The sequence below is a fragment of the Pandoraea anhela genome (genome assembly GCF_902459655.1).
GTDB classification, from domain to species: Bacteria; Pseudomonadota; Gammaproteobacteria; order Burkholderiales; family Burkholderiaceae; genus Pandoraea; species Pandoraea anhela.
Map to the genome: position 1 here is coordinate 122834 of NZ_CABPSB010000002.1, position 13395 is coordinate 136228.

The window sequence follows — 13395 nt, forward strand, 5'->3', positions numbered from 1 at the left end:
CGATGACTTACATTCACCCAACTCGGCGTGAATGATGGGTGTTGTGCAAGCCCGACTGACGAACGACTTTGGAGAAGCGCGAAGGCATTCAATGTTGCACATGTGCAACATTCGGTGCAGCCAAGGCGCGAGGCGGAAAAAAATTCAGGCGGGCCGCAGGCAGAGATTGATGGCCGGGTTGAGGGTGAAACCACCGCCCGGGTTGGCGGTGCACCACCGGATCGCGGGCAGCGACCGACGCGATCCGGACGAGCGTCGCGGGCGCTGATGTGAGGTCGGGATCGTGCGCGGGAAGGACCTGAAAGGTGGGGGGCGCGCGTGTGGTGTCAGGGCGACGCGATCAACGATTGCGACGGCCGTCTGCGCCGCCGCCACCGCCGCCGCGTTCGCCACGCGGTTCGCCCTGCGACGTGTACTGACGCTCGCGGGGCTCGGCCGGCGCGGCCCAGTTCGGGTAGGCCGCCTGCCCCCGCCCCCGATCAGCATTGAAACGACTGATGTCCTCGCGCAATGACGCCTTGTTCACGTCCAGCATGTCGCGCCCGCGCCCGCCATCGGCGAGAGCAGGGTAGGCACACACCAGCAGTAACAGGAAACACCAGCGAAGTCGGGCACGCATGTCGGTTCAGCCACATCACCCCGGCCACGAATGTGGGGCCGGCGGGCACGAGACGCGGTCGGCACCTGCGGGTTGCACGTGCGCCATACGCCTCAAGAATGACTGTACCGGGTCAGTCAAACGAGCGTCGACTGAAAAAATGTTAACGCGCAGAGCGGTCTGCAACCGTTTGTAACCGAGTGGACGGACGGAAAACGCACGGGCGTTCGCCCCCTGCCCGATTGCCGCCGCACCTGACCCGACGGGGCAAGGCGAGCATACAACCTGCCCACGTTGAGAACGTCGGATTACTTATCGACCTGCTTTTCGACCGACAGCGAGATCTCGCGCAGACGCTCGCCACGCGGTGTCATCAGATCCTGTGCGGTGATCGTGAAATTGACCGGACGCGCGTATTTCTTGCTCGCGCTCTGCCATTCGGCGGGCAGACCGGCCGGATTGGTCGTGGTCGTGCGCATGGTGGTCACGCCCCGGGTGCAGCGCGCCACGTCGGTGGCGAATTTCTGTGCCTGCGTGCGCAGCTCCATCGGCGTGATCTTCTGATAATCCCAGATGCACTCGTAGGTCGGCGCCAGTCCCGTCGCGCGGAAGACCTTGCAATCGCCGCCCGGGACCGAATACGTCGCCTGATAACTTTCACCGCGGTCGTTCTTGGCGACGAGCGGGCCGGTGACGTCCTCAAAACCGGTTTGCGCGCTCTTGGCCAGCAGGAGGATGCCCTCGCACTGCTCGGCCGCGAACGCCGACTGCGCTGCGCACAGGCAAGCCAGCATGGCCCATCGTTGTAGAGATTTCGTTGACATTGTTGGAACGTTTGACTGGGGTACGGCGGCGCACGGCGTGTTTGCCGGGTGGGGTTACGCCACTTCGCGACATCGCCTGGAATGGTGCCATTAGAACGCAAAGTCTGCGCTGACGAAACCACGGTCACAAGGGAAATCGTGCGTCAATTCGAGTGCGCGTCTGGCCGATAGTTCGCGTTGGGGACATGGGCCGCGCTCATCTAAAAAGCCGATTGGCGCACGACGCAGGCGACCTATACTCGAATCGCAGCGAAGCTGCATGGGTACGGCCGGGAACCCTTAGGGGTTCAGTGCGTGACGGCAATGCCTGCTGGCGCCAAGTCTCCTTGGCCCATACCATGCCGCGACGGTACACGCGGCTGGCGATGCCCCGATGGGGCCTCAACCGGCGGCTTAGCCCGCCGGTTTCCGTTTGGGCGCGCCGCTCTCCCGCCCTCATGCCGACGGACTAAGCGAAAGTGCGGATTTCGTCTGCCGCGCGGCTCTGCAACTATCGAATCACAAGACCAATATTCACTGGGCACTCACCTCCTGACAGTCGACGGAGGGTTTGTGAATATCCGTACATCGTCAGCGGTGCGCCGACTTCGGCTCACATGCGCAATCGCGCACGGCGCGGGGTAAGCCGTGGGACATCCCACGCCTCCCGGCGGTCTTCGCCCCGACGAGCCGGACCCGGCGCCCACACCGCGTCCGACGCCGTCGAGCGGGTGCGGCGCGTCGTTTCTGATCGACGTCGTTCGCGGTCACGGCGGCACGCTGGCGCACGTACTCGGCGCGCTCGGTAAGTTTCGCCTGCGCCACGGTCATTGGCCGTCCCACATCTATCTCTACCCTGAAACGCTCGCCGCGCTGGTGCAGGATCTCACGCCGCTGGGCTTCTACCGCGTCCAGCAGCGGCTCGATGTCGCGGCCGATCTGGAGCGCGATTTGTACTGCGCCGACGACTGCGGCAACGTTGCGATCTACCGTTTGCAGGCGGCGTCGGACCCGGCGAGCATCGACGCGGCTGCCGTCTGGCTCGGCCTCATGCTGCCCGGCTGCTCAGCGTCGGACAGCGGACTGGGGCCCTGCGCGACGCCAACACCGCCCCGCTGACGACGGCCACCGCGATATGGCTACCGACACGGCCACGGATACGGCCACGGATACGGCCACCGACACGCCGGCCGCTGTCACGGAATTATCGTGTGACGCCGCTAGTCTGGCCTGCCACCGGCGAGGGTTCCGCCACCCGCCCTTCACCCACGCCTGTGAGACCGGAAGTTCGGAATGTCCGACGCCCTGGCTGCCGTCGTATTGCAGGGAGCGCTTTTTCCTCCGCACCTTTTCCGCCGGAGAGATGTCATGAACCGACTCGCGATCGTTCTGGATGGTCTGATGCTGCTCTATCTCGCGGCGGCGACCGTCGTGGGCGTGCAATCAAGCGCCCCAGACGGACACGGACTCCTCGCCAGTGTGCTCGGCGTGCTGCTCGCGCTGCTCGTCCTCGCCCTGATTGCCGCACCTTTCTATGTCTCGCTCGTGGTCCTGGTCGCGCAGTCCGAGCGGCATCTGCGTCTGGCCGCCTGGCTGCACCGCGTGTTGCTCAGCCTCATGATCGTGTTGACGGTCTTCTCGCTGCTGGCGCGCGACACGATCGAGGTTTCAGCGCCGTTATTCGTACTGGTCGCGGTCGTTTGCATCGTCAATCTCGTCGCCTTGTCGAGACGGCGCACGCATTTCGAAACGTTTCATCTGTTTGAGCATTGATAGCATCGCCGCCACAATGTTCACGATGGGGTGCCTCACTTCGATTTGCGATTCGCAGGCGGGCGGTGCTAGACTGCGCGGCATGAATCGCTGGCGCAAACTTCTCGTGCTGATGCTGTTATGCGTGACCATGCCGTTGCAGGCCATGGCCGCGCTGCGCACGCATTGTGCGCCCGGAACGTCTGCGAGTTCGATGTCGATGTCGATGGCCGCCACCGTCGTGCAAGGCGACACGGCGGCCATGAGGGAAATGCATCACGCAACGATGGGTTCGGACGCGATGGACGCCATGCACCATCACGACGACGTCGGCACAACCGCAATGAGCGGCGACGCCCATGCGGCGTCTCAGGATTCGCAAAGCGCGTATAGCCATCACAGCAGTTGCTCCGCCTGTGCCGCGTGCGTCGTGTGCACGGCGCTGCCGCCGAACCTCGTGTTGCGTTTGCCGGACGCCCAACCGTCCACGGCCATCCCTTTCCTGCGCACGTCGGCCACGAGCGCCGTCGTCGCCGTTCTCGAACGTCCCCCCAAAGCCTTCGTCGCCTGACGGCCCTGCATCGGGTCGTACGCCGTGTCGGCATCAACCCATGCCGCAAGCGTTCGCACCGGATGCTCGCCGTCTCCGTTCCCCCGTCGGACTGACCTGACGCACTGTCCTGCGACCGGCTGACGTACGCCTGTATGCCCGTACGCCTGTCGCCTGTGCCACGAGTCCGTCTGCCAGATGAACATGCGACGCCGGACGGTGTGCGAGCCATTGGCGCCGCGCGCCGCGATGTCCGGCATCGCCAGCACGACGAGTCTTTCGATGACGTTTCTCTCCTTACAACGGCACGCATGGTGTGTGCCGATCGCGCTATCGCTATGGGGCGCGGGCGCCGCGCCCGCCATCGGCGCGCAGAGTGCAGCACCGCCGCCGGACGCGACCGATCCGGCATCTCCCGACGCCCCCGTCGGCGCGCTTCCCGACGGCGTGTTGCACGACTTCGCCCGACCGGCGCTGTCCGTCGCCACCGGCGACTGGCGTGCGATCAATGCCAGTGTGTCCGGTGCCGGACATGCCGGCATGGGCCACGCGATGTCGATGCCGATGTCGATGCCCATGACGCCGGCTTCCGGCGCAACGGCCCCCGCAATGTCCGGGCACGAGGCGATGGGGCACGCCATGCCCATGACGCCGGCTTCCGGTGCGGCGGCCCCCGCAATGTCCGGGCACGAGGCAATGGGGCACGCCATGCCCATGACGCCGGCTTCCGGCGCAGCGGCCCCCGCAATGTCCGGGCACGAGGCAATGGGGCACGCCATGCCCATGACGCCGGCCTCCGGTGCAGCGGACGATCCGCATGCGGGCCACGCCATGCAAGGAGGCGTACGATGATCAGCGCGCTTTCATTGCCGCTCGCACCGTCCGCGACGCCGGTCACACGGCGCGCCGCAGAACCGAAAAAACGGTTGCGGCGCCGGACCCCACTCGTACTGGCGGCACTTGCCGTGCTCGCGCTGTCGGGCTGCGCGACGTTCAGCGACGACGGCGGCTTCAAACCTGTCGCCGACGCAACGCAACAACGCCTCGGCAAACCGGCTGTATGGGCACGCGACGACGCCACCGCGCAGGCGCTCGCGAAAGAGCGCGACGACTTGCTCGCTCGTCCGCTCGACATGGACGCCGCCGTTCGCCTTACGCTGCTCAACCATCGAGGTTTGCAGGCGACCTATGCAGAACTCGGCATTGCCGAGGCTTCGCTGGTGCAGGCCGGACGCCTGCCCAATCCGCGCTTCGCGTTCCAGCGCGTTCAGGGCGGAGGCGACGTCAGCATCGAGCGCACGTGGGGCATCGACTTCGTCCGTGTGCTGACGATGCCGCTCGCCTCCCGTGTCGAGGCACGCCGCTTCGCACAGGTGCAGGCGCAGGTGACGCAGGCCGTCGTCGAACAGGCAACGCTCACCCGGCGCGCCTGGATCGAAGCGGTCGCGGCGCAGGAGCGCGTGCAGATCCTCGAACAGACCAGCCTCGCGACGCAAGCCGCCAGCGAACTCGCCGACGGCATGGCGCGCGCAGGCAACTTCAGCGCAATGCGCCGCACGCAGGAGAATCTCGTCTACGCAGACACGGCCACGCGTCTCGCCCGCGCCCGCGAGCAAGCCAACGGGGCGCGCGAGCAACTGGCGCGACAGATGGGGCTATGGGGTCAGCAACTCGGCTTCACCTTGCCCGCGCGTTTGCCCGAGATGCCACGCACGCGTCCTGCATGGCCTGACGCCGAAGCGCAGGCGATCCGCGAACGCGCCGATGTTCGTGCCGCACGCGTCGCGCTCGACGCCACTGCGAGCGACCTTGGGCTGACGCGCGTCACACGGTTCGTCAACGTGCTCGACACGGCCTATCGCAACAACAGCGCGACCGGTTCGCCCAGCGAGCACGGCTACGAAATCTCGCTGGAGGTGCCACTGTTCGACTGGGGCTCGACGCGTGTGGCCGGCGCCGAGGCCCGCTATCGCCAAAGCCTCGACCGTCTGGCGGATGTTGCCGTGGCCGCGCGCGCGGACGTCAGGACGCGTCGTGCCCAGACCCTGGCGGCATGGGACATTGCCGAGCACTACCGCACGACCATTCTGCCGATGCGCCAGCGCGTGTCCGACGAGTGGCTGCTGCGCTACAACGGCATGCTCGCCAGCGTCTTCGATCTGCTGACGGACGCGCGCGAGCAGCGCGATACGGTGCTCGGTTATATCGACGCCACATCCGATTACTGGCTTGCAGACACCGCATTTCGCGAAAGCGTCGGGGGCGGCGAGCCGGTCGCATCGACCTTGACGGCATCGCCCGCTCCGTCGTCGTCGGCGGCGGCGGCGGCATCGGCATCGGCATCATCAGCGTCATCGGCGACAGCGCCCGCTTCCTCGGCCACGTCCGGGGCCTCGGCTGCGCCTGCGCAAACGCCGCCCACCACACCTGTCACACCTGTCACACCTGCCGCACCTGCCGCGACACCCGCGCAACCCTCACAATCCCACCAACACGGAGGTGGCGCATGACCTCGCGCCGACGATTCCTGCGTGACGCCAGCCTCGCCGTCATGGGCGCGGCCGCCGTCGAACGCACCAGCCTTGCCGCACTACCGGACGCCGCAACCCGCGACGACGCCAGCACCGCAAAACCGCTCGCCCCGCCCAACGGCCGTCCGTACCGCCCTGTCGTCACGCTCAACGGCTGGACATTGCCGTGGCGCATGCGCAATGGCGTCAAGGAATTCCACCTCGTGGCCGAACCCGTCGTGCGTGAAATCGCACCGGGCATGCAGGCGAACCTTTGGGGCTACAACGGCCAAAGCCCCGGGCCGACCATCGAAGTGGTCGAAGGCGACCGCGTACGCCTTTACGTCACCAACAAGCTTCCCGAAGCGACGAGCGTGCACTGGCATGGTCAGCGCTTGCCCAACGGCATGGACGGCGTCGCGGGACTCAATCAGCGTGCGATCGCGCCGGGCCAGACATACGTGTACGAGTTCGAAGCCAAGCGTCCCGGCACATTCATGTATCACCCGCACGCCGACGAGATGATGCAAATGGCGATGGGCATGATGGGTTTCTGGGTAACGCACCCGAAAGATCCGTCGTTCCTGCCGGTCGATCGGGATTACGTGTTCCTCATCAACGCCTACGCCATCGATCCCGGCACGCGCACGCCCCGCGTGAACGAGATGACGGACTTCAGTCTCTGGACGTGGAACAGCCGCGCGTTTCCGGGCATCGATCCCCTGGTCGCCCGACAGGGGGACCGGGTTCGGATTCGAATCGGCAATCTCACGATGACGAATCACCCGATCCATCTGCACGGACACGAATTCAAAGTGACGGGCACCGACGGCGGGTGGGTCCCACCCGGCGCGCAATGGCCGGAAGTGACGACCGATGTCGCCGTGGGTCAGATGCGCGCCATCGAGTTCGACGCCACCGAACCCGGCGACTGGGCCTTCCACTGCCACAAGTCGCACCACACCATGAACCCGATGGGGCACGACGTGCCCACCATGCTCGGTGTGAATCAGCGCGAGATCGCCACGAAGATCGCGCGCATCATTCCCGATTACATGACCATGGGCGCGACGGGCGCTTCGATGAACGGCATGGAAATGCCGTTGCCCGAAAACACGCTGCCGATGATGACCGGCACCGGCCCGTACGGTCCCATCGAAATGGGCGGCATGTTCACCACCCTGAAAGTGCGGCAAGACCTGCCGCGCGACAGTTATCGCGATCCCGGCTGGTATCGCGCGCCACGCGGCTCCGTCGCGAGCCCGTGGCAAGGCAGCACTTCAGCGTTACCCTCTACCTATCGTCAGCCCGCCAGCACGAGCAAAACCGGAGTCAAATCATGATTCGTTCGCACATCGCTTCGCCCGCCACCTCGCCGATCGCCGCCGACGTGACCTCACCTTCTGACTCGCCGGTCGGAAGGGGCGCCTCGTCACGTCGCCAGTTCCCCAACGCCACCGTGCTGCTCGGCGCGGCAATGCTTGCGCTCGTCGGTTTTGCCAAGCCCGCGCTCGCCGACGAGGCGCACGCCATGCACATGCAGCACGGCCACGGCGGTGAAGCGACCGCTATCGGTGAACCGGGGGTCGACGCCAACGCCACGCGTACCGTCGACGTCGACATGCGCGACACCATGCGCTTCTCGCCCGCCACGCTCACCGTCAAACGGGGTGACACGGTACGCTTCGTGGTCACGAACAACGGCAAGATCCGTCATGAACTGACGCTGGGCACGGCGGCCTCGCTCGCGGAGCACGCGAAGATGATGCAGCAGATGCCGGGCATGAGCCACGCAGAACCGAACGCCGTGACCGTCGAGCCCGGTCAGAAAAAGACACTCGTATGGCGCTTCACCCAGGCCGGAACGGTGGACTTCGCATGCCTCGAACCGGGCCATTTCGAAGCCGGGATGAAAGGCGTGATCAACGTGCGTTGAGCGTTGGGCGTTGGGCGTTAAGCGTTGGGCGTTAAGCGTTGGGCGTTAAGCGTTGAGCGTCGCGCGACGAGGGCGGCAATCCCGGGCCTGCATTTGCGGGAGGGACGCCCACGGCGTTTGCGACGCCATGTCAGGCGTGTGAGCGAGGGCGCCGAAGACATCACCCTCGCCGGTAAGCGTGACCTCGTCGTGACCTCGTTGGATGGCGGATCGTCTACCGCTTCAGTCCGGACAGCGTTCGAGGCCGCCGCTAAGCGCTTGCGTGGCATCGGCCTCGAATGCGTCGACGTCACGCACTTTCAGCCGGAGCCGCAGGGTGACGGCCTCGTCATAGGCGACGTCGAGCACCTGCGCCGCATGACGCTCCGCCAGCCGGCGCAACGTCGCCTCATGCGCGAATGTGCAGCGATACCGGGGCTCGACCGTCGGTTCGACAGCGGTGAGCGTCGACAGCTTCAAAGCTTCGCTCACCGCTTGTCCGTACGCTCGCGTGAGTCCGCCCGCGCCGAGCTTGATGCCACCGTAGTAACGCACGACCACCGCGAATACGTTCGCCAGTCCTTTGTGCATGAGCACGTTGTACATCGGCTTGGCGGCGGTGCCTCCCGGCTCGCCGTCGTCGTCGAAACCCGATGCGCCATCGCACAACAAAACCCAGCAGTAATGCGTGGCGTTCGGATACCGCACGCGCAGCGCGGCAAGTTCGCGCATGGCCGCCTCGCGCGAGGCCACGGGCATGACAATGCCGATGAACCGGCTCTTTCTGATGTCCAGCTCGGTCTCCACCGGTGCTGCCAATGCGTACATACGACTGTTGTCCCTCGCCCCTGACTTGCCTGCTCGATTGCCTTGCCGGCCCCAGACACCTTCGTGCTGACGTGCTCGATTGCCTGCTCTTGGTGTCCTGGCGCCCCAGTACCCTTGGTGCCCTTGTGCCCCGGTGCTCTGATGCCTTAGAGACTCACCTCGCCGCGTGCGATTTCGATCACATTTCCACCGACACGAATCTCGCGATTGGCCGTGACTTCGAGCGTCAGGCGGCACGGACGCTCGATCGCGTCGCCCTGCGACACGCGCGCGCGCACCGGCAGCGGGTATCCCTGCCCGATCAGCCAGCCGCCCAGATTGGCGCACGCCGATCCCGTGCCCGGATCCTCACTTACGCCGCCGCCCTGCGTCGTGAAGAAGTAGCGCGCCGTGACCTGCAATTCGTCGCCCGTCCGGTCGTCGATGGAAAACACGTAGCCGGTCTTGCGCTCAAGGCTGGAAAGCGGCCAGCGCTCCAGCTTCGCGCTGTCAGGCTGCGCACGCGCGACCGCATCGGCATTGCGCACCGGAATCAGCAATTGATCGGCACCGGTGTCGACCCACTGCGGTGATTGCGCGAGGTCGTCGCGCCCCAGACGCACGAGCGCCGCGATGTCCGAATCCGCCTCGGTCGCCTTCTCGATCTTCGGCTCGCCGGACGAGGGCGCCGTGAGCGTCCAGTGATCGCCCTGCGCCTGCACCGGCACCAGACCGGCGGCGAACTGCAACGTCACGTTGTCGCCAATATTGCGCATGGCGCGCAACACGTGGGCCGTGCCGAGCGTCGGGTGCCCCGCGAAGCGCATTTCGTAACCGGGCGTGAAGATGCGCACGTGAGCGTCGGCGGTCTCGGACGGCAGGATGAACGTCGTCTCGGACAGGTTGAACTGTCGCGCCAGCAATCGCATCTCGTCGTCGCGCATGCCGCGTGCGTCTTCGAACACGCACAACGGATTGCCACCGAACGTGGATTCGGCGAAGACATTGACGATACGGAAGGCGTAACTGCGGCTCATGACGATGCTCCAGTAATGGGTGGCTCGGATCGTGACGCGGCCCCCACACCTCATGAGCATGAGCGACCGCCAGCGGATCAACCTTGCCTGCCGTTTCTGCCATTGCGCGGGCCGGCTGGCTGACCTTTCGAATGAAGGCTCGTAGTCTCGCACATCGGCGCCTGGCACGCGCACTCCTGCACCGCTTTCGACACGTTTTGCGCCGCCGTTACCCCGTGCCCTAGGAATCGCCTGTCCCGATGCCGGAAATTCACGCGACGGCACCGCTTCAATTGTCATCTAAAATAGGACAATTATTCTCAATTCAGGTGGATTGTGGTTTCCTCAGGGGACTCTAAAATGTCATTCATCGGGGCCACTTAGGCCGATTAACGACACAATGAAGACAGGAGCCCATCATGCTGGACATCAGAAAAGCTGCGGACCGAGGCGTTGCCGACCATGGCTGGCTGAGCTCGCGCCACACCTTCTCCTTCGCGAATTACTACGATCCGAAGCAAGTCGGCTTTTCCGATCTGCTCGTGATCAACGACGACCGGGTCGCCCCGGCGCAGGGCTTCGGCAAGCACCCGCACCGCGACATGGAGATTTTTTCGTACGTGCTCGAAGGCGCGCTCGAACACAAGGACACCATGGGCACAGGATCGGTGATCGAGCCGGGCGACGTGCAATTGATGAGCGCCGGGCGCGGTGTCGCGCATAGCGAGTTCAACCACTCGCCGACGTCGCCGGTGCACTTCCTGCAAATCTGGATCGTGCCGAACCAGACGGGCATCGCCCCCGAGTATCAGCAACAACGCTTCACGCCGGAAGAAAAGCGCGGCCAGTTGCGCAAGATCATCTCGCCGGACGGCAGCGACAACTCGCTGCACATCCATCAGGATGCGCGCGTGTATGCCGGATTGTTCGACGGCGACGAGTCGGCCACGCTCACGCTCGCACCGAACCGCTACGCCTATGTGCACGTGGCACGCGGCAGCGTCAGTGTGAACGGTGTGGCGCTGGGTGAAGGGGATGGTGTGCGGGTGCGTGACGAAACCGCGCTCACGCTCGCCAACGGCAGCGACGCCGAAGTGCTCGTGTTCGATCTCCGTCCGGTGGAAACGCCCGATTTTTAAGACGGCGCGACACGCAACGGGTGGATGCGGCGTACGGACAGCTTCCCGCCGTGCGCCGCCCCTCGGACACCGCCTTCCCTCGGTGTCCACGCGGCCGGTACCTCAGGGTGCCGGCCGCTTCTTTTTGGGCCGGCGCCGGATGCTCGCGCAAGTCAATACCTCGCGCGACACGCTCGCTTGCGCGTGTGCCCGACCGCTCAAGCCGCGTGCATCGTCAACGAGCACGCGTCGCCGCGTAAGTCACGGCTGACTGTCACGCGCGAGAGTCCCAAGAGATGCGGCGCCAGCGCGCGCCAGATGAAGGCGCACAAGTTCTCCAGGGTGGCCGGCCCCAGCCCGGCAACATCGTCGAGCAGACGATGATCGAGGCGTTGGCTCACGCGCGCGAGCACAACGTCCAGTTGCCCGAGATCGACCACCATGCCCGACTCGCCGGTCGGCACGCCCGTCACTTCGACCGTCGCCCGGTAACTATGGCCGTGAATGCGACGACTCGCGTCCATGCTCGGCAGGTCGATATCGCGGCGGTTGAGCGTATGCGCCGCTTCGAAAACGAAGCTGCGCGACAACGTGAACTGCGCTCGCGTGCCGGACGACGCATGCGTGCGTGCGCGGCGCGGCGCCGTTCGATTCAGTGAGCGCTCACGTGGCTCAGATAACGCTTGGGACAGATGCGACGCACGCATGCCCGTGGCCTTCGGCGCACGCTCGCGACTCATGCGCTCACGCCCACGGCATCTTCCGCGCCCGCGTCTTCCGCCATTTCCAGCGGCAATGCGTGATCCGCGTCACGCCACGCGGCGTCGCCCTGCGCCAGTTCGACAACGCTCAGGCGACATGCCTGAAATGCTTTCTCGATGGCGTCGCGATCGAGATCGCGTCCGATGAAGACCACTTCATTGATACGGTCGCCCCACGGCGCCTCCCAATTCGCTTCGATGGCCGTTCGCTGCGGATCACCGACGGGCGGCCATTGCTCGGGGTCGGCCGCAGCCCACCATTGGCCGATCGCTTCGAGCGTTGCCGTATTGCCGGCACGCGAATAGGCCAGCGCCCACGCCGGGCGATTCGCGGCCCAGACGTACCCTTTCGCACGAATCAGGCCGTCGAACGGCATCGACATGAACGACGCGAAACGCGCCGGATGCATCGGCTCGCGCTGACGCAGCACGAAGCTCGAAACGCCGTAGGTATCGGCCTCCGAGTCATGTTCACCCGCGAGCGCCTGCGCCCAACCCGCCATCTGCTCGGCGCGATCGGGATTGAAGCGGCCGGTGCCCAGCACCTCGTTGAGCGGCACTTGCCCGCGGTCGCCGAGCACGATTTTGGCCGAGGGATTCAGACCGGTGATCAGCGCCTTGACGGCGTCGAGTTGCGACGCGTCGACGCAATCCACCTTGCTCACCACGACCACGTCGGCGAACTCGATCTGCTCGGTGAGCAGCTCCGCGAGACGTCGCTCGTCTTCCTCGCCCGCGACTTCGCCACGTTGCGCGAGCGTATCCAGTCCGTTGAAGTCCTGAAGCACGTGCAAGGCGTCGACGACCGTGACCATCGTGTCCAGACGTGCGACATCCGCCAGCGATTGCCCGGCCTCGTCACGGAATTCGAAGGTCGCCGCCACGGGCATCGGCTCGGCAATGCCGGTCGATTCGATGAGCAAATAGTCGAAGCGTCCATCCTGCGCAAGTTCGCGCACGGCGATCAGCAAGTCCTCGCGCAGCGTGCAGCAGATGCAACCGTTGCTCATCTCGACGAGACGCTCTTCGGTGCGCGAGAGCGCCGCCCCGGCGTTGATCGCCCCGCGCTCGACGAACGAGGCGTCGATGTTCACCTCGCTCATGTCGTTCACGAGGACGGCCACACGCAGGCCATCGCGATTGCGCAGCACATGATTGAGCAGTGTGGTCTTGCCGGCGCCAAGAAATCCGGAGAGCACCGTCACGGGAAGACGACGGTCCTTTTGATCGGGTTGACCGGTGGAAGCGAGCGGGTGAGTCATGACAACAAAGTCCTGTGTTTTGGGGGCAGGCTTTCGCCCGAAGGATGCGCGCCGACGACTTCTCATCGGGATGACGCCCCGCGCCGGCGCCTGGGAAGACCGGCACAGCGGGTGGTGACGCCGTTGGCGCGCGCCGTTCGGGGGGGACCGGCGCGACGTCACGCCATCGCGGGCGCGTCGGCGCGCATTCGTGGCGATGCCAGCCAACCACCGGACATCGCATGGCGGAGGATTCCTGCCGTGTCGGCAAGCCGCCGGCGATGACCTGTGGCCATGCCTGCCTCGCTTGCCGTCACCGCACGT

The 13395-nt window shown here is 65.5% G+C and carries 14 protein-coding genes; 8 read left to right on the forward strand and 6 right to left on the reverse strand.

The annotated features are described in order from the left end of the window. Nucleotides 1-340 precede the first annotated feature (340 nt). A complete protein-coding gene (locus PAN31108_RS03655; protein WP_150667540.1) occupies nt 341-619 on the reverse strand; it encodes a hypothetical protein in 279 nt (92 codons plus the stop codon). A 287-nt stretch (nt 620-906) separates the two neighbouring features. Beyond that, nucleotides 907-1422, reverse strand: coding sequence for a hypothetical protein (locus tag PAN31108_RS03660; RefSeq protein WP_150667541.1), 516 nt, complete (start codon nt 1420-1422; stop codon nt 907-909). Between the two features lie 627 nt (nt 1423-2049). Between PAN31108_RS03660 and PAN31108_RS03665 the strand changes: the two genes are divergently transcribed. The 7 genes from PAN31108_RS03665 (at nt 2050) to PAN31108_RS03695 (ending at nt 8149) form a co-directional block, all read left to right on the forward strand. Continuing rightward, nucleotides 2050-2520 (forward strand): hypothetical protein, encoded by a 471-nt coding sequence (locus tag PAN31108_RS03665; RefSeq protein WP_150667542.1) that lies wholly within the window; start codon nt 2050-2052, stop codon nt 2518-2520. 249 nt (nt 2521-2769) lie between these two features. Beyond that, nucleotides 2770-3174, forward strand: a complete 405-nt coding sequence (locus PAN31108_RS03670; RefSeq protein WP_150667543.1) for a hypothetical protein — start codon at nt 2770-2772, stop codon at nt 3172-3174. 82 nt (nt 3175-3256) lie between these two features. Continuing rightward, nucleotides 3257-3724 (forward strand): hypothetical protein, encoded by a 468-nt coding sequence (locus PAN31108_RS03675; RefSeq protein WP_150667544.1) that lies wholly within the window; start codon nt 3257-3259, stop codon nt 3722-3724. 261 nt (nt 3725-3985) lie between these two features. Next, entirely contained in the window at nt 3986-4555 is a 570-nt protein-coding gene (locus PAN31108_RS03680) for a hypothetical protein (protein ID WP_150667545.1), read from the forward strand. Next, nucleotides 4552-6213, forward strand: a complete 1662-nt coding sequence (locus PAN31108_RS03685) for a TolC family protein (protein WP_150667546.1) — start codon at nt 4552-4554, stop codon at nt 6211-6213. The genes PAN31108_RS03680 and PAN31108_RS03685 overlap by 4 nt, the downstream gene beginning before the upstream one ends. Continuing rightward, the gene (locus PAN31108_RS03690; RefSeq protein ID WP_150667547.1) at nt 6210-7556 is read left to right on the forward strand and encodes a multicopper oxidase family protein; all 1347 of its coding nucleotides are present in this window, start codon (nt 6210-6212) and stop codon (nt 7554-7556) included. Before PAN31108_RS03685 ends, PAN31108_RS03690 begins: the two co-directional genes overlap by 4 nt. 134 nt (nt 7557-7690) lie before the next feature. Continuing rightward, the gene (locus tag PAN31108_RS03695; protein WP_150667843.1) at nt 7691-8149 is read left to right on the forward strand and encodes a cupredoxin domain-containing protein; all 459 of its coding nucleotides are present in this window, start codon (nt 7691-7693) and stop codon (nt 8147-8149) included. Nucleotides 8150-8371: 222 nt separating this feature from the next. Here PAN31108_RS03695 and PAN31108_RS03700 read toward each other — a convergent pair whose 3' ends face one another. Continuing rightward, entirely contained in the window at nt 8372-8956 is a 585-nt protein-coding gene (locus PAN31108_RS03700; protein ID WP_150667548.1) for an IMPACT family protein, read from the reverse strand. A 146-nt stretch (nt 8957-9102) separates the two neighbouring features. Beyond that, complete coding sequence (locus tag PAN31108_RS03705; protein ID WP_150667549.1) at nt 9103-9972, reverse strand: PhzF family phenazine biosynthesis protein; 870 nt, start codon at nt 9970-9972, stop codon at nt 9103-9105. A gap of 398 nt (nt 9973-10370) precedes the next feature. Here PAN31108_RS03705 and PAN31108_RS03710 point away from each other — a divergent pair, with 398 nt between their 5' ends. Further along, complete coding sequence (locus PAN31108_RS03710; RefSeq protein WP_150667550.1) at nt 10371-11090, forward strand: pirin family protein; 720 nt, start codon at nt 10371-10373, stop codon at nt 11088-11090. A gap of 197 nt (nt 11091-11287) precedes the next feature. On the opposite strand, the gene PAN31108_RS03715 is transcribed toward PAN31108_RS03710, so the two are convergent. Together PAN31108_RS03715 and PAN31108_RS03720 are read right to left on the reverse strand one after the other, a co-directional pair. Then, nucleotides 11288-11809: a 6-pyruvoyl trahydropterin synthase family protein gene (locus tag PAN31108_RS03715; RefSeq protein ID WP_306440130.1), complete on the reverse strand. Its 522-nt coding sequence runs from the start codon at nt 11807-11809 to the stop codon at nt 11288-11290. Further along, the gene (locus PAN31108_RS03720; protein ID WP_150667551.1) at nt 11806-13092 is read right to left on the reverse strand and encodes a GTP-binding protein; all 1287 of its coding nucleotides are present in this window, start codon (nt 13090-13092) and stop codon (nt 11806-11808) included. The genes PAN31108_RS03715 and PAN31108_RS03720 overlap by 4 nt, the downstream gene beginning before the upstream one ends. Nucleotides 13093-13395 lie beyond the last annotated feature (303 nt).